Origin of the sequence: uncultured Algibacter sp. (genome assembly GCF_947487575.1) — a bacterium.
In the GTDB taxonomy this organism is placed as follows: domain Bacteria; phylum Bacteroidota; class Bacteroidia; order Flavobacteriales; family Flavobacteriaceae; genus Algibacter_B.
On sequence record NZ_CANKXG010000016.1, the window covers coordinates 1 to 17,562 of the forward strand.

Below are 17,562 nucleotides of genomic sequence, written 5' to 3' on the forward strand. Positions count from 1 at the left end.
AATCATATGATTGTTCAGTTTTAATTAATAAATTTAATCCTTTAATAATCTGTATCGACTATTTAGGACTAGACATTTAGAACTTTAGTTGATTACTTCTGGTTTTTTATTTCTTCAATAAAAGCTTCCAGCTCTTTTCCATATTTAGAATCTTTAACTTTATGAGTTAATGATTTATTTATAGTATCTAATAAATCAATCCTGGCATTATAAATTTCAGTTAGTGCTAGGTAAGGTGCAACTTCACTATCATTATTGTTTAATGCAAAGTTTACAGTATATAAGTATTTGCGTTTAATGCTGTTATCAGCTTCCTTTTTTAATTTAATATATTGTGCAGTATCTTTATCTTTTTGAGCTTCAAATTGTGCTTTAATCAACTCTAAATTTCTATTATTCATTTTAGAAATGAGTGTCTTATAATCATCCAGCACTTTTTGTTGTTTAGAACCTTTGATATCAGCATCAAAAACAAAATTTTTCAATGTTGTATTAATTTCGGTAATACCTTTATCAGCAAAAAAAGAGATTCTATCTTTTTCTGCACTGCGTTTATCTAGATATAAATAGAAAATTTCTGGAGCATCTAAATCACTATGTAACTCAATATTTGAATTACCATTAACAACTAATGAGTCAACCGTAACTACTATAGTGTCTTCAACTTTTTTTAGATAAAGTGTTCCTTTTTTTAACCCCTCTATATTGACTTTTACTGTTAAGTCATTTTGGTCTTTACCACAAGCCATAAAAAATAGAGCTATAAATAAGAATGATATTTTTTTCATTGAGATTTTAGATGTTTTAAGAAACACAAATATCAAACAATTAAATGTCTTTTGCTAGTAGCTTATTATTAATTTGCTTTAAGGTTTACTTGTTAAATAATTCTTAAAATGAATTAGATTTAGTTTTTGGCACGAGGATTGTAATATACTACCTGTAGTTACATTCGTTATAAAAGTTTGTTGTGTGGTTACTTCAAACTTAAGAATTGTAATTCATATTTTGGTTGGTTAGTTAGAAAAAGGCACCCTTTTTAGGGTGCTTTTTCATGTATTTACGCTAATTTTTATTTAAATTTATTCTTCTAAAAAGTGTATTTCATCGATAATATTAATATATTCATCCATATATGTTAAATTTTTATGCATTTCATCGATTTTAAGTGTATTTAGTCGTTAAAATATATTTCATAATTATATATTTGGAGAGTACTAAATAACACACTTTTTAGTTCAATGGATTAATTAATTAATATTTGCATTATGTTGTTAAAAACGGAAACCCCAAATCTAGCATCATAATATAAAAAGCAAATTGAAAGAAAACCGAGTTTGAGGGAACTCGGTTTTTTTATGCAATAATTCTAAATGTTAAATTAATTCTTTTTTCAATAATTTTTTTAGTTTTTGGTATTTGATGCAGCCAATTGTTTTGAGTTTCTCCTTGCATTAATAATAGGCTTCCATGTTGTAAAGTAAGTTTGGCTTTTAGTGCTTTATCAGATTTATGTTTAAGGTGAAAGGCTCTTTCTGCCCCAAATGAAACCGAAGCTATAATGGGGTTTTTGCCTAATTCTTTTTCATTGTCAGCATGCCAGCCATTACTGTCAGTTCCATGGCGATATAAATTGGCTAAGCAGCTTGTGAATTTTGTTTTTAATTCAGCTTCAATCTTATCTTTAATTTTTAATAGATCATCTTCAAAAGTATATGGCTGCATTATAATATTGCTATACTTGTATGTGTTCTTGTTGTCTGCATAAAAGGCCGTTAATCGAGGTTGTAAATGAATTTTTCCAAAAACTGTTATGGATTCCTGCTTCCATTTTATGTTCTTAAGAAGGTTTTTATAATAATTATCTGCCTCAGCAATGTTAAAGAAGTTAGGATAATAAGTGATTTTGGCACCTTTCAAGTTTAAATTTATTGAACTTTCAAAAAGCATGTTCTTTTATTTTCTAAATTAGCGTAATTCAAAATGAAATGAAGTATACTTTAGCTTTTTTATTTAGTCTTACTTTTACAAGCATGCATTGTCAATTACCTGAAGGGTTTGTATATGTTGAGGATATTATTCCAGATATAGAAATTGAGCTGCGCTATTTTACTACAAACAATTTTGTTGGAAAATCTATTGAAGGTTATCATTCCAATAAACTTATTTTAACTAAAGAATCGGTGCAAGCTTTAAAAAAAGTTCATGAAACATTACAAGAGCAAAACCTATGTTTAAAAATTTACGATGGGTATAGGCCACAAAAAGCAGTTAATCACTTTATAGAATGGGCAAGAGACTTAAATGATACAATTAATAAGCAAAAGTTTTATCCTCATGTAAATAAAATAAATTTATTTAAAGCAGGATATATAGCTTCTAGGTCTGGACATAGTAGGGGTAGTACAGTCGATTTAACAATTATAGATGGAAATACTGGGAAACCTTTAGATATGGGAAGTCCTTATGATTTTTTTGGTCAAGAATCTTGGGTGAATTTTGAAAATATTACAGACAAACAGAAAGCTAATCGACAATTACTTCAAACCTTTATGTTAAAATTTGGTTTCAGGAATTATCCAAAAGAGTGGTGGCACTTTACGCTTCGAGGCGAGCCATTTCAAGGTATTTATTTTAATTTTGATGTAAAATAAAAACGACCTTCATTTTGAAGACCGTTTTAGTATTTAATTGATTTGTATTTTTTTTTATTCCTTATCTAAGTTTTTAGTCATGTTAAAACCAATAAATAAGCCAATACCTGCCATTAGGAATATAGTTGCTGGATAAACTGCGTCTTCATCTAGAGACGAATACTGTTCTAAAATAGAAGCTATAAATACACCAATACCAATACCCATTAATAATAAGGCTAAGTTTAAAATAAGTACTTTCCATATAGGCGCTGTATGTCCTTTGCCTTTAATAAAAATGCTAGCATCTGCTCCTTTTTCTATAAGCGCTAAGCGCTCTTTATTTCTTGTAGAAAAATATAAATAAAATACTCCGAAAATTGCACCAAATATAATTGGTATAATGATTAATTCTGATCCCATAATTGTTCGTTTTTAATTGATTATTTTTATTGTTTACATAGCTTATGACGATGCACATTTCATTTAGGTTACACTTTTGCTTATTTTTTTTATTTTTTTGAAAGATATGTAACCTTATAAGTTAGTTTGTCGTCTTACCTTAAAAATGACCACTAACGACCAACACTATATTAACTTAATTATTAATGGAGATACTAATGCTTTTGCTGTATTGGTAGACCGTTATAAGGATTTAGTGTATACGTTAACATTACGGATGTTGAAAAATAGGGAAGAGGCTGAAGAAGTATCTCAAGATACTTTTATAAAAATTTATAAATCTATAAATCGATTTAAGGGCGATTCTAAATTTTCAACTTGGATTTATAGAATAGCCTATAATACAAGTTTAGACCGATTAAAAAAGAATAGAAAACACTTAAATAATGTTGCCATTGATGAATTTACAGAACATCAAGTAAAAACTATTGATAATGCTTTAAGTCAATTAGAAACCGAAGAGCGTAATCAAGCTATTCAAAAATGTATAGCGCAATTACCAAGTGATGATGCTTTTTTATTAACTTTATATTACTTTGAAGACCAATCTTTAGATGAACTTTCAAAAGTTGTAGGATTAACACCAAATAATGTAAAAGTGAAGTTGTTTAGAAGCCGAAAGAAGTTGGCAACTATTATGAAGGCACAATTAGAACCAGAAATTATTGAACATTATGGAGGAGAAAGAAACTAAATACTTAGATAGTTTATCAAGAAAGGTTATTGAAGAAGCTTCAGTTGAAAGCCCTTCTTTTAATTTTACAAATGCTGTAATGTCAAAAGTTAACGCATTGCAAGAAAGTAAAGCAACGGTTTATAAACCACTTATTTCAAAAACAAGTTGGATTTTAATTAGCTTAGGAGCTATAGCGTTAGTTTTATATGTTTTGTTTTTTGGATCTAACGAGGCCAGTTCTAATTGGGTGAAATCTATAGATTTTGGAGCGCTATCTAATATAAACTTGAATATTATACCTAGCGTATCTCTGTCAAAAACATTTACTTATGCTGTTTTGTTTTTTGGGTTGATGATTTGTATACAAATACCATTACTTAAAAATCATTTTGATAAACGGTTTGATGTTTGAACCTATTATATCTAAATAGTCTTGCAATCTGGTTTTCTAAAAGTTTAGATTAGTACCAACGTTTCTTTTTCTTTTTTGAAGCTTCGCTTTTTCGACCTTTTCTATGTTTACTACCTGTTTTGTTAGACTTGTGAACAATAGGTTTTGCTTTAGGATCAAGAGGGTAAGGGTGGTCTTCAATAATATTTAATTGAAGTAGAATAAGTTGTTGAATTGATTTTATATAAGGCTTTTCATCAGCAGAACAAAAGGAATACGCCATTCCTTTATTACCTGCTCTTGCTGTTCTACCAATTCTATGTACATAGGTTTCTGGTACATTGGGTAAATCAAAATTTACAACGGCATCTAAATCATTTATATCAATACCTCTTGCAGCCACATCGGTAGCAATTAGAATATTTACGGTTCCCTTTTTAAATTTTGTTAAAGCATCTTGTCTTGCAGTTTGACTTTTATCACCATGAATACTATCTACCTTGTAGCCATTTTTTAAAAGTGTTTTCTCTAATTTATCAACTCCAAATTTTGTGCGTCTAAAAATGATAATGTTTCCTTTGATGGTGTTTCTAAGTAAATGCAAACACAATTCAATTTTATTACGCTTTGGGACATAATATAAAAGTTGTGCTACATTTTTTGACGTAGAAGAGTTTTGAGCTACTTCAATACGTTCTGGTGTATGTAAGATAGAGTTTGCTAATTGCTCAACCTTATGAGGAATAGTTGCTGAAAATAAAAGAATCTGTTTTTCTTTGGTACACAAACGCTCAATTTTTCTAACATCATCAATAAAACCCATATCTAACATCAAATCGGCTTCATCTAAAACTAAGGTTTCAACATAATCTAAATTGATAATGTCTTGTTTATGTAAATCCAATAGACGACCAGGAGTAGCTATTAAAATATCAATACCTTTTTTAAGAACCTCTTTTTGAGGTTCAATAGATGCGCCTCCATAAACAACAGTAGATCTTAGGTTTGTATAAGTATTGTAAGTTTTAAAATTATCTTCAATCTGTATAGCTAACTCTCTTGTAGGGCTTACAATCAGTGCTTTTATAGTTTTTCCTTTTTTTGGGGCGTCTTGTTTGTCTAATAACGATTGGAGAATTGGAAGCGCAAAAGCGGCTGTTTTCCCTGTTCCTGTTTGCGCAGAAACAATAATGTCTCTTTTCTCTAAAACAAGAGGAATGGTTTTTTCTTGGACTAGAGTAGGGTTATCGTATCCGGCTTCTGCAACAGCGCGTAAAATAGGTTTACTTATTTTTAAATCTTTAAAAGACATCTATAAAAGTTTGATGCAAAGATATGGTAAAGTAGTAGAATGTTATTTTAAAAAAGATTTCAGTTTATCTCTTTTTCTTTTAGGCAAAGCGTTATTATCCATTATAAGTTTAATATGATTTTGATTCTTTTCTTTTTTGTACAATAAATCAAAAAAATCGGATATACTTATACTGTCTTTTGCTTTGGTAACCAAATTTAAAGTGTCTCCAGCTTTAACGTAACCTTCTTTTAAAACTCTCACATAAGTTCCTGGAAATCCATGGTTAATAAATTGAGTTAAAACCTCTTGAGTTCCAAATTTTATACCAAACTTAAAACAAGGTTCTCTAGGTTGTGTTATTTGCACTAAGGTTGAACCAATTTTAAAAATATCGCCAATATAGATGTCTTTTTCATTTAAACCAGAAACAGTCAATTTTTCACCAAACATGCCCCAATTCCAATCTAGGTTTGGATATAGGTTTTCCAATAACCATATTGATTTTCTGAAAATAAATAGCACGCCTTAAACTCCCCGCCATGTACTTTTCTATCTGAGACTTCATCATTTTTAACGATTTCTTTTCCTAAAAACATAGCTTGATTAATAGGTTTTTTGTAAATACCTGTTGTTACTTCTTTACCATTCCAGATGATAGTAACTGGTTTTGCTATGTTTGTAGAGGTTATTTTCAAATGGTTCGTTTAACGTTGAGTATAAGAATGGTAGCCGACTGCGTGGCTACTTTACTGTCAAGTTGCAAGATAGTTGAAGCGGGCAACAACCCTTGAATTTACTGCTGTCTCGGCTATTATTTTTATACATTGTTATGCATTGGGCTTTGTTGGGTTTATAATAGTTGGTTAATTATTTTTTCAGTTTCAACGTGTGCTGGTCTAAAGCTACTACCAGTTCTAATTATCTGACCTTTTCTGTCAATAATTGAATATGTTGGGTATCCACTTATTTTAAGAACCTTCACAAAATATGCACTCTGTTTATCGTTCAAGAAATAATGCTTCCCTTTTAATTTTTTATCTGCTAAAATAGTCTTCCATTGTTTCTCTTTTGATTTTAGACATAAGTAGACAAAAGCAACATCTTTATCCTTGTACTCCTCCATCATTTTATTAGAATTAGGAAACTCTGATATACAAGCACCGCACCATGTCGCCCAGCAATCAATATATATCACTTTGTCCTTGTTGTCATTTAGAATGTTTTTCCAAATCTCTATGGCTGATTTGTCAGTTGTCCCATTTACTTCTATTTCCGAAGCTAATACTGGCTTTTCTATTATTTTTTTAGTCTCGTAATAATGATTGTTAATTGGCTCAATTAGAAAGTTTTTGGTAATAATAGTTTTTATCAAGTTCTCATTTTTTTCATAAAGAGCAACTTCATACTTTGTCAGTCTTGAATTTACAAACTCATTTAAGGTAATTTGCTTTATTAATCCATTATTTGGAGAAAGTTCAATTATCTGATGGAAGATTAATGAATCTGCATTTCTTTTTGAAATTGAATCAGCATGATTCCACGCAATTTCCCAAATGTAATCATTTAAAAAACGGTTAATGAACCAACGTGTATCAGAATAAATTAAGTCTTCAATTCCAAGGGGTTTAATGTTTGAGATAAAATCAAAATATTCCTCTTCAATTCTCCAATCACGTGAAAGTTTGTTATATCTTTTATGTCGGTCTGGGTAATCCAATAATTTCTCATAATAAGAACATTGAATATCAGAATTTATCCAATTTATTAGTTCTTTGTCTGGTTTATGACTAGTAATAAAATCATCCCTAAATGCTTCTCGTGCAATTCGAATACTATCTTGGAATTTTATGTAATTTGCTGCATTAAGTATTTTTTCCTTTTCGTGAATTATTTTACTACTTGGTCTGGTCTCAAAGTAGTTTTTTAAGTATTTGGCTAATTTTGAATTAAGTTCAGCCGCATCTCCTGAGTACTTTACTGTTTCAAATATTTTTGTCCGTTGTCTGGTATTCCCATTAAATTCAACATAAAGACTGTCACCAGGATGCACGATTATTCTAAAGTTTGTTTTGTAAGCAATCATTACATCTTGAGGATAATATCTGTCAAATTTGACGTGGAAATTTCCTAAGGAGTCAACTTTTGTAGGATAATTTAATTGTGTCGCTCTGCCATTGTCATTTATATAAATTGTCAAAATGTTCTTTCCAGAGTTTCTATCAAAATTGATAATCTTTCCTGCAATAATAATAATATCTTTCTTTTCATGAATTACTGTCGGGTTATTACATGAACTCAGTAGAGTTAAAATTGAAATAGTAAAAAATAAAATGGTTCTCATAAATATATAATTTTGTTTGTTTGCAGAATGTCTTTTTGCCTTATGCATAACTTATGCGGATATGAAAACGTTTTAATGTTTTATATCCGACGTTAAACGAAGGTAGCCGAAATTTTTTACAAAATCAAGTTTCAATCCAAACAAAAACCACCTCGTTTTCACAAAGTGGTTAATTATTTTTAATACTATTAATTTACATAGCTGATTTGTAAATAGCTATAGTGTCCTCTAGAGTTACTTCTCTTGGGTTTCCACCAGTACAGACATCTGCTAGTGCATTTTTAGCCATTTCTTCAAAATCCTTTTCTTTTACACCTAATTCTTTTAATCCTGAAGGTATACCAACTGATTTTGATAAGGCTTTTATTGCTTCTATTGCAGCATTGGCACCCTGAGTATCGCTCATTTCTAAAACACCAACACCCATAGCTCTTGCAACTTTTTTTAGTTTGTGTGCACATGCAGGGATATTAAACTGTTCTACATGAGGTAGTAATATAGCATTCGCAACACCATGCGGTAAGTCGTACATGCCACCTAATTGATGTGCCATAGAGTGTACATATCCTAAACCTGCATTAGAAAATGCCTGTCCTGCTATGAATTGACCCCATGCCATTTTGCTTCTTGCTTCAAGATCTTTACCGTCTACAACGGCCTTTTCTAAACTTTGCGAAATTAATTTAATAGCTTCTAGAGCTAAAGCATCAGACCACCCAAAAGCACCTTTTGTAACATAAGTTTCTATAGCATGAGTTAAGGCATCCATTCCAGTAGCAGCGGTAAGTCCTGGTGGTTTTCCTAGCATTAATTTTGGATCGTTTACAGCAATTTTAACTAAACAGTTTTTATCTACCATAACCATTTTTATATGGCGTTTTTCATCTGTAATAACATAGTTTATAGTTACCTCACTAGCAGTACCTGCTGTAGTATTTACAGCTATAATTGGTAGCGATGCATGTTTTGATAAATGAATGCCTTCATAATCTTCTATATTACCTCCGTTAGTGGCTAAAATACCAATTGCTTTACCACAATCTTGTGGTGATCCACCACCTAGCGTTATTATAAAATCACAGTTGTTTTTTTTTAATAATTCTAAACCGTCGTTAACATTTTTTACTGTAGGATTTGGGTGCACATCATCAAATAAAACTGCTTCAATATTAGAAGATTTGATAACCTTTAAAACTTCCTGAGCAACTCCTAATTTTACTAATATTTTATCAGTAACGAATAGCGCCTTTTTATAAGGAAGTGTCTTCAGTTCTTCTCCTAAATCGTCTAATGCACCTGGGCCTATTAAGCTTAAAGGTGGTAAATATATTCTTCTGTTTTGTAACATTTTTGTAAGTATTAAAAGGTTAATTTTAATTAATTAGGTATAAAGGACTAAAATAATAGCTACCTTTTTTATGATTTTTATCATCTTACATAAAATGACAAGAGTATTAGTATATTTTGAGTTATTGAGTGTCTTTTAAAATTGTATATTGAACTTAATAAGTGTATTTTTTAATTACAATTAATGGTGAATGTTTAAGATATGTGTTAAAAAAACTTTATTTAATAAAAAAACCACTCTGCTTTCACAAAGTGGTTTTTTTATTAAATAAAGTTTTTTTAATTCACAGAAATGAGCTCTACGTCAAAAATAAGTACAGCACCTCCGGGGATCCCTGATCTTCCATTATTACCATAAGCTAAATGTGATGGAATATATAGATTACCACTATCACCTTCTTTGAAATATGTAAGACCTTTTGAGAATCCTTCAATTAAGTTTTGTAAATCAAAGCTAATATTTTCTGAGCCTTCATCAAAGAAATTATCATCAGTAAAATAGCCTTTATATGCTACAGTAACATTGTCGGTAATTGTGGGTTGTTTACCTTCTCCTAATCCATCAGTTACGTAATATAATCCCGATTCAGTTTTTTCTGCGGTAATGTTATTCTCGGTTAAATATGCTTGAATCTGTTCGTCATTTTCAGTAGCATAATTCACGTAAATAAGTTCTATATCAAAAATTAGAACTGCTCCAACGGGAATGCTTGCAGGTGGGTTATTTCCATATGCCAAGTGGGCAGGAACTAAAAGTTTGCCGCTACCACCTTCATTAAAGTATGTCATCCCTTCTGTCCAGCCTTTTATGACATTTTGTAAGTTGGTATCATATCCGCTAGTGTTTTCGTCAAAAACTGAACCATCAGTTAAATACCCTTTGTAAATTACTTTAACCCTGTCTGTTATAGTGGGGTTATCTCCTGTTCCTGGGTTATCAATAACGTAGTACAATCCAGAATTGGATTTTTGTGCTGTTAAATTGTTGTTAGCAATGTATGCTTGAATTTCTTCGTCATTTTCTGCTCTATAATCTTTAACTTCATCTTCAGAACATGATGAAAAAAGAATAAGGGCTAATACAATTGTTAAATATTTCATAGTAAGGTTTTAAGGCAACAAATATAAAAAGCTAAAACGTTTAACAATTAGTTTTGTTGTTAAAATAACTGATTAAAAATTGATTTTTTCGTTAAACTTATAATCAAAGCTATTTAAAGGTGTGTTGCATTGTGTTAGGGGTTAGTTTTAAAACAAAAAAAAGCGTATGAGTTTAGGCATACGCTTATTTGCTATTAATCAACAAGATAACAATTGAAGTATTATGCCTTGTTATTGCAAAGATATATGGGTTGTTCTTTAAAAAAAATGATGTATGATAATAAATTTAATTATGAGAAAGCTCTTTTCTAATTCTGCTTAAGCTTTCTGTAGTGATTCCTAAATAGGATGCAATGTGATAGTTTTTTATATATTTTTGAATGTTTGGATAGGATTTAACAAAATTGACATAACGCTCGGTTGCGGTTAAAGATAGCTCAGATAAAATTCGCTTTTGAAAAGCCGAAAATGCTCTTTCCAATTTTTTTCTAAAAAAGGATTCTACTTTTGGAATTTGGTTATATAAATATTCCTTATGCTCTCTAGTGATTCTATACAACGTTGTATCTTGTAGCACTTCAATATTCAAAATAGCTTGTGAGTTTGAGAAGAAAGCAGTGAAATCGCTCATCCACCAATCTTTAATACCAAATTGTACAGTGTATTCTCTGCCTTGAGCATCGGTATGATAAGACCTTAAACAACCCTCTGAAATATAATATTGATTGTTAACAATATCTCCAGCCTTTAGCAAGTAAGTACCTTTTTTATAAGTTTCTTTAAAAAAAACAGATTCAATAATTCCAATTTCTTCTTTTGAAAAAGAAATATTTTCAAAAATTTTATTATTTATGGAATTGCCTAAACTCACTTTAGCATTTATTTATTTATTTTATTCCTTATAATTTACAAAAAAAACTTGAGAAGCGTGAAATATTATCGATGTCCCTTATAAAAATTAGTTTATCAGTTAAATATTACAAAAAAACCACTTTGTAAGAACAAAGTGGTTTTATATATAATTTGATGCCGAATAGTGTCAGCATGTCAACTTATTTAATCATCTCATAGCTACGTTTAATGAAGTTTGTTAACTCTTCACCTTTAAGTAGTCCTTGAGATAATCTAGCTAGGTCTAAACTTTGCGTAATTAATCGCTCTTGCTTCTTTTTGGTTTTAGTGCCAAGAATTTCTCCAACTAATTCAGAGTTTGTATTTACAACCAGGTTAAACATTTCTGGCATGTTTCCAAACATGTTCATACCACCTCCGCCACCAGTAGCTTGCATTTCTTTCATTCTACGCATAAATTCTGGTTGCGTAATCGTGAAAGGAGATTCGTTGCTATCCATAGCTTCTAACTGAACTGTGAATTTATCAGAAGGAATTACTTCTTTCAATAATTCATCTAAAGCTTTAGTTTGGTCTTCATCTAATTTAGAAATGGTGTTTTCATCTTTCTTAATTAAATTATTAACATGGTCGCCATCAACACGCGCAAACGTAATGTTTTCTTTAGTGCTTTCTAATTTTTGGATTAAATGCGAAACAATTGGAGAGTCTAATAACAGCACCTCATAATCTTTAGCCTTAGCAGATTCGATGTAACTGTGTTGTGCATCTTTATCTGAAGCGTAAAGAATTACTAATTTACCATCTTTATCCGTTTGATTTGCTTTTATTTTGTTGAATAACTCTTCGTAAGTATAGTATTTACCATCAACTGTTGGATATAATGCAAAGGCATCCGCTTTTTCGAAGAATTTTTCTTCAGAAAGCATACCATATTCAATCACGATTTTAATATCGTTCCATTTGGCTTCAAAATCCTCACGGTTATTATTGAATAATGATTTTAGTTTATCTGCAACTTTTCTAGTAATGTAAGATGAAATCTTTTTAACCGCACCATCAGCTTGCAAGTATGAACGCGATACGTTTAATGGAATATCTGGCGAATCAATAACACCACGAAGCATTGTTAAAAATTCAGGAACAATACCTTCAACATTATCTGTTACAAAAACCTGGTTTTGATACAGTTGAATTTTGTCCTTTTGCATTTGCATATCGTTCGACATCTTAGGGAAATATAAAATCCCTGTTAAGTTGAACGGATAATCCACATTTAAATGAATGTTGAATAAAGGCTCTTCAAATTGCATTGGGTACAACTCTCTGTAAAAACCACTATAATCTTCATCCTTTAAATCTGCTGGTTGTTTTGTCCAAGCTGGATTTGGATTATTGATGATGTTATCAACCGTAATTTGTCTGTGCGGTTCAGTTGTTTCTTTACCGTCTTTATCTTTTGTTGTTTCTGGTGTGTGTTCTGGGTCGTTTATTTCCTTAGTTCCAAATTTAATTGAAACAGGCATAAACTTATTATACTTGTTTAGTAACTCACGAATACGAGATTCTTCAAGAAACTCAGTTGAATCTTCGGCAATATGAAGAATAATTTCCGTTCCTCTTTCTGTTTTTTCAGAAGGTTCTAATGTGAATTCAGGAGAACCATCACAACTCCAATGCGCAGCTGGTTCATCTTTAAAAGATTTTGTGATAATTTCAACTTTTTCAGCAACCATAAATGCTGAATAGAAACCAAGACCAAAATGACCAATAATTCCAGAATCTTTAGCAGAATCTTTGTATTTATCTAAAAATTCTTCAGCTCCAGAAAAAGCTACTTGGTTAATGTATTTTTCAACTTCATCAGCTGTCATACCTAAACCTTGGTCAGAGATATGAAGCTTTTTCCCTTCCTTATCAATTTTAACTTCAATCTGCGGGTTGCCATATTCTACCTTGGCATCACCTACGTTAGTTAAGTGTTTAAGTTTTAATGTCGCATCTGTAGCATTACTTATTAACTCACGTAAAAATATTTCGTGGTCGCTATACAAGAATTTTTTAATGAGTGGGAAGATGTTTTCTACCGATACATTAATGTTTCCTTTTGTCATGATAATAATTTATTTTTTCATTTCCGCAAAGGCGGAAAACTGTTTAACTTAAGTTTTAATTTGTTTTATTGTATTAGACAACAAAAATGCCAATTGATGAAATATGACAAACTGACACGACTTTTTCTTTTGAAAAAGTAAATTCCAAAAGTAAAAATTCTAAAACCCAAAGAATGCATCTCTTCAGCATTTGGAATTTAGTATTTGGAATTTGAAACTTTTATTTTGTACTTTGGTTAATCTAATTGAATAGATTTCTGACTTCTCGGAAATAAAAAATAGGTTTATCTTATGTACAATTCAAAAATAATAGGACTAGGTAAATACGTTCCTGAAAATGTGGTAACAAACCATGATTTGTCAAAAATGATGGATACCAATGATGAGTGGATTCAAGAGCGTACAGGAATACAAGAGCGTAGATGGATTCCTGAAGGTTCTGAAGACACCTCGGCAGTTATGGGTGCAAAAGCTGCAAGAATTGCTATTGAGCGCTCTGGTTTAACGAAAGATGATATTGATTTTATTGTATTTGCAACCTTAAGTCCAGATTTTTATTTCCCTGGCTGTGGCGTGCAAATTCAAGATATGTTAGATATGCCAACCATTGGCGCACTAGATGTTAGAAACCAATGTTCTGGTTTTGTTTATGCTATATCGGTAGCTGACCAATTTATAAAAACAGGCATGTACAAAAATATTCTTGTTATTGGTGCCGAATACCATAGTAACGGATTAGATAAATCTACCCGTGGTCGTGGGGTAACCGTTATTTTTGGAGATGGAGCAGGCGCTTGCGTTTTATCAAGAGAAGAAGATACCACAAAAGGAATACTTTCAACCCATTTACATAGTGAAGGTAAATACGCCGATAAATTAATTGTTGAAGGCCCAAGTATAGCGCATTGGGTTCCAGAAATTTTAGCTTCAGAAGAAGAAGACTTGTCATATTTCCCATATATGGATGGTACATTTGTTTTCAAACACGCCGTAGTACGTTTTAGCGAAGTAATTGTAGAAGGTTTAACAAAAAACGGACTGCAAAAGGAAAATATAGATATGCTAATCCCGCATCAAGCAAACCTTAGAATAGCCCAATTCATTCAGAAAAAATTTGGTTTGCGAGACGATCAAGTTTTTAATAATATCATGAAGTACGGTAATACAACGGCAGCATCGGTAATTATCGCGCTTACCGAGGCTTGGGAAGAGGGTAAAATAAAACCAGGGGATAATGTTGTTCTCGCAGCTTTTGGCAGTGGTTTTACTTGGGCTAGTGCTATTATAAAATGGAGTTAATTAAAAACTTAACGGTCTTTTAAAACACAAAAAACCCGAAACGTTAAGTTTCGGGTTTTTCTAGCTATTAATCAACTTCAACTAACACTTGTTTGAAGAATCTTAACGAATTAGACGTAAAATTGTAAAAACATTACATCAAAATTGTTTAATTTATTTAACTGATTATTAGTGGTTAATAAAAAAAAACCCGAAACAGGTTTCGAGTTTTTTAATTATACTAATCTTAAACTACGAATTTGTTTTGTGTAGATGACTAACTCTAAATAATTACGACTTCGTTTTTTGGTTAGATTGTATAATAATTATTAACGTTTTTTTGTTGCATATTATTGTGTTGATTGATAAAATTTAACATAATAATTAACATTTTAAGGCTCATAATAAAAACAAAACCCCTAAGTATATAAACTTAGGGGTTTCTTATTTAATAATTCTACATATACACTAACCATCAAATATAATGTAGGTTATTAAATGTTATAGAAATCCGCCGCCACCAGATTTGGTGTTACTATCTCTTTGTTTTCTTTTTAATGCACGATATTTTCCGCCACCAAATCTATATGAAAGTGCAATATTCCAAGTGTTGCTTTCCCAATTAAAAGCGCCAATTCCAGGAAACGGTGTTTTGGCTTCAAATTCAAATTTCATGGTATTTAAAATATCACTATAATTAAAACTCAAAGTCGCTCTGTTATCTTCTAAGAAATTATAACGCATACCAGTATTAAGCATAAACATAGGTTTTCTTGTAAATTGAATCCCTTCTTCCTCACCACGATACATTGCAAAAACAGAAAAACTTAATTTTTTAGATACTTTAAAGTTATTAAATGCTCTTAAATTCCAAATGACATTGTCAACTTCGGTTTCTTGTCTAACAATATTATCTATAGTTGCATTTGGTATGTCATCAGTATCTAAGATTTCGGTAACACCTCGTTGTCTTTGCGAGTACAAATCAAAACTTGCGTTTATACTCCACCATTTTGCTGGGCGATAATTTGTTGATAGTTCCATACCAAACGCCGATGTATTGTCGAAATTACCATAGGATAAAATAACATTTCCAGTGGTTACATCTGTTCTATCTATGCGAACATATCTACTTATGTTATCTTCAATTATTCTATAAAAAACGCCTGCTGTTATACTACCATTTTTTAATTGTCTTGTATAATTAGTTTCAACCGAGTTTGTAAACTGGGGTTGTAATTCTGTATTTCCAAAAGAAGATACTCGAGGTGTACTCCATTCTCTTATTGGGTTTACTTGCTGTAAGCCTGGTCTATCTACACGACGACTAAAACTCAATTGATACGAATTTTTTTCTGATGCGTTATAGGTTAAAAAAGCCGATGGATATAATTGAAAATAATCATTTGTAAACGGTATTAATTCTGTGCTGTTGTCATCAAATGTTCTCAATGCATCAGCTGTAACATTAACTTGTTCAGCTCTTACACCAAATTGGTAATCCCATTTTTCAAGGGTTTTGCCATAAGTGAAATATGCCGAATAAATATCTCTATTATAATCAAAATCGGTAGTTGGTGTTGCTATTATGTTTCCTCCGCTTGAATATGACTGTCCCGAAGACATGTAAGCTATATCAGAATTAAAAAGTAACGCTTGTAACCCAGCTTCAATTTTAGTTTTCTCATTTATTGGTTTCACATAATCAATATTTATAGTTGTTTGATTACGGTCCGTGCCTACATTATCAACAAAACTAGGTGGGAAATCAAAATTAAAATAATCAAAATTAGCGATTTCATCATTTTCAAAATCATTGTAATCAATTTCAATGTCTAAGGTTTCATCTTCATCTGTAAATTCATGTTTATAAGCTAAATTATATTGTCCAGAATTATTTCCAGAAGTAGTAGCGTTTAATAGACTTTGAGTAAGTGTATCATATTTTATTATGGTACTACCCCAGCCATTGCCATTAAAACTATTTTGGTTTGTAAAAAATGAAATGGTGTTTTTATCATTCATATAAAAATCTACACCAACTTTATATAAATGTGAATTGTTTTGGTTTCCAAATTTAAAATCTTGACGCGAATTATCATCGAGCCTATCTATGCCTCCAAAGTTATCATATTTACCAATAGTATTTCCGTAGTTGCCGTAAAAATTAAATTTACCATTTCTATAATTCATGTCTATTGAACTATTGAATTTTGCAAAAACTTCGTTAGTTACACCAATATTAAAATTTCCATTAAATCCAATTTGTGTGTTTTTATGGAGTTTAATGTTTATAATTCCACTCATGCCTTCAGGATTGTACTTTGCTGATGGATTGGTAATTAATTCTATTTGTTTGATGGATGTAGATGGTATTTGTTTTAATAATTGTGCAACAGGTACGTTGCTTAACTTACCATCAACCATAACACGAACATTTTCGTTACCACGCAAGCTAATATTTCCAGTTTGTTGATCTACACTAACCGAGGGAAGGTTAACCATAATATCGCTAGCACTTGCTCCTGCAGTGGTTAAGTCTTTTCCAATAGTAATAACTTTCCGGTCTACTTTTTGCTGAATTGTCGACACGTCTGCTACTACTGTAACTTCGTCTAGCCCTTCAGCTTCTTCCTCAAGTAAAATATTACCCAAATCAACTTTGTAATTTCCTCTGCCGATAGTAATATTTTTGTTAGTTGTTTTGTAACCTATGTATTGAATACTAACAATTAAGTCGCCTTCATCTACTTTGTTGATAGTAAACGTGCCATCGTCTAAAGTAATGCTTCCAGTTAGGGTTTTACCAGAAGTATTTTTAATAATCACATTAACATACGGTAAGGGTTCTTTTAAAGTTGCGTCTAAAACTTTGCCTGATATGGTACCAGTTTTGTCAGATTTGGGGTCTGGGTCTGTAGCATGTGCTGTTGTAATAGAAAATAAAATAACACACAAATAGAGTAGTTTTCTCATTTAATTGGTTTGATTTTTTGATTGATGTTTCTTAGAAGACGCTAAATTTGAATTTCTGTTACTAATTTTAGTAATTATTAACAGTCTTTTAACTTTT

The 17,562-nt window shown here is 31.0% G+C and carries 16 protein-coding genes; 4 read left to right on the forward strand and 12 right to left on the reverse strand.

Features of this window, described 5'->3' with window-relative positions:
• Nucleotides 1-92: 92 nt before the first annotated feature.
• Together Q0870_RS14955 and Q0870_RS14960 are read right to left on the reverse strand one after the other, a co-directional pair.
• A complete protein-coding gene (locus tag Q0870_RS14955) occupies nt 93-788 on the reverse strand; it encodes a DUF4369 domain-containing protein (protein WP_298556677.1) in 696 nt (231 codons plus the stop codon).
• A gap of 568 nt (nt 789-1,356) precedes the next feature.
• Complete coding sequence (locus Q0870_RS14960) at nt 1,357-1,950, reverse strand: alpha-ketoglutarate-dependent dioxygenase AlkB (RefSeq protein WP_298556679.1); 594 nt, start codon at nt 1,948-1,950, stop codon at nt 1,357-1,359.
• A gap of 38 nt (nt 1,951-1,988) precedes the next feature.
• Between Q0870_RS14960 and Q0870_RS14965 the strand changes: the two genes are divergently transcribed.
• Nucleotides 1,989-2,654 carry a M15 family metallopeptidase gene (locus Q0870_RS14965; RefSeq protein WP_298556681.1) on the forward strand — a complete coding sequence of 222 codons (666 nt, stop codon included), beginning with the start codon at nt 1,989-1,991 and terminating at the stop codon, nt 2,652-2,654.
• 54 nt (nt 2,655-2,708) lie between these two features.
• On the opposite strand, the gene Q0870_RS14970 is transcribed toward Q0870_RS14965, so the two are convergent.
• A complete protein-coding gene (locus tag Q0870_RS14970; RefSeq protein WP_298556683.1) occupies nt 2,709-3,056 on the reverse strand; it encodes a DUF6249 domain-containing protein in 348 nt (115 codons plus the stop codon).
• 145 nt (nt 3,057-3,201) lie between these two features.
• Between Q0870_RS14970 and Q0870_RS14975 the strand changes: the two genes are divergently transcribed.
• Together Q0870_RS14975 and Q0870_RS14980 are read left to right on the forward strand one after the other, a co-directional pair.
• Nucleotides 3,202-3,789 (forward strand): sigma-70 family RNA polymerase sigma factor, encoded by a 588-nt coding sequence (locus Q0870_RS14975; protein ID WP_298556684.1) that lies wholly within the window; start codon nt 3,202-3,204, stop codon nt 3,787-3,789.
• A complete protein-coding gene (locus Q0870_RS14980; RefSeq protein WP_298556685.1) occupies nt 3,770-4,183 on the forward strand; it encodes a hypothetical protein in 414 nt (137 codons plus the stop codon). The genes Q0870_RS14975 and Q0870_RS14980 overlap by 20 nt, the downstream gene beginning before the upstream one ends.
• Before the next feature lie 49 nt (nt 4,184-4,232).
• Here the strand turns inward: Q0870_RS14980 and Q0870_RS14985 are convergent, their stop codons facing one another.
• The 8 genes from Q0870_RS14985 to htpG form a co-directional block, all read right to left on the reverse strand.
• A complete protein-coding gene (locus tag Q0870_RS14985) occupies nt 4,233-5,474 on the reverse strand; it encodes a DEAD/DEAH box helicase (RefSeq protein ID WP_298556686.1) in 1,242 nt (413 codons plus the stop codon).
• Between the two features lie 42 nt (nt 5,475-5,516).
• Nucleotides 5,517-5,945: an MOSC domain-containing protein gene (locus Q0870_RS14990; protein ID WP_363317972.1), complete on the reverse strand. Its 429-nt coding sequence runs from the start codon at nt 5,943-5,945 to the stop codon at nt 5,517-5,519.
• Nucleotides 5,921-6,151 (reverse strand): hypothetical protein, encoded by a 231-nt coding sequence (locus Q0870_RS15435; RefSeq protein WP_363317973.1) that lies wholly within the window; start codon nt 6,149-6,151, stop codon nt 5,921-5,923. The genes Q0870_RS14990 and Q0870_RS15435 overlap by 25 nt, the downstream gene beginning before the upstream one ends.
• A gap of 155 nt (nt 6,152-6,306) precedes the next feature.
• Nucleotides 6,307-7,797, reverse strand: coding sequence for a TlpA disulfide reductase family protein (locus Q0870_RS14995; RefSeq protein ID WP_298556687.1), 1,491 nt, complete (start codon nt 7,795-7,797; stop codon nt 6,307-6,309).
• A 193-nt stretch (nt 7,798-7,990) separates the two neighbouring features.
• Entirely contained in the window at nt 7,991-9,145 is a 1,155-nt protein-coding gene (locus tag Q0870_RS15000) for an iron-containing alcohol dehydrogenase (protein ID WP_298556688.1), read from the reverse strand.
• A 278-nt stretch (nt 9,146-9,423) separates the two neighbouring features.
• Nucleotides 9,424-10,245 (reverse strand): FKBP-type peptidyl-prolyl cis-trans isomerase, encoded by an 822-nt coding sequence (locus tag Q0870_RS15440; protein ID WP_363317974.1) that lies wholly within the window; start codon nt 10,243-10,245, stop codon nt 9,424-9,426.
• A gap of 286 nt (nt 10,246-10,531) precedes the next feature.
• Entirely contained in the window at nt 10,532-11,116 is a 585-nt protein-coding gene (locus Q0870_RS15015; RefSeq protein ID WP_298556689.1) for a Crp/Fnr family transcriptional regulator, read from the reverse strand.
• 181 nt (nt 11,117-11,297) lie between these two features.
• Entirely contained in the window at nt 11,298-13,211 is a 1,914-nt protein-coding gene (htpG, locus tag Q0870_RS15020; protein ID WP_298556690.1) for a molecular chaperone HtpG, read from the reverse strand.
• Nucleotides 13,212-13,502: 291 nt separating this feature from the next.
• On the opposite strand from htpG, the gene Q0870_RS15025 reads away from it, so the two are divergent.
• A complete protein-coding gene (locus Q0870_RS15025; RefSeq protein WP_298556691.1) occupies nt 13,503-14,510 on the forward strand; it encodes a beta-ketoacyl-ACP synthase III in 1,008 nt (335 codons plus the stop codon).
• A 480-nt stretch (nt 14,511-14,990) separates the two neighbouring features.
• Here Q0870_RS15025 and Q0870_RS15030 read toward each other — a convergent pair whose 3' ends face one another.
• On the reverse strand, nt 14,991-17,465 hold the full coding sequence (locus Q0870_RS15030; protein WP_298556692.1) for an outer membrane beta-barrel family protein: 2,475 nt from the start codon (nt 17,463-17,465) through the stop codon (nt 14,991-14,993).
• Nucleotides 17,466-17,562 lie beyond the last annotated feature (97 nt).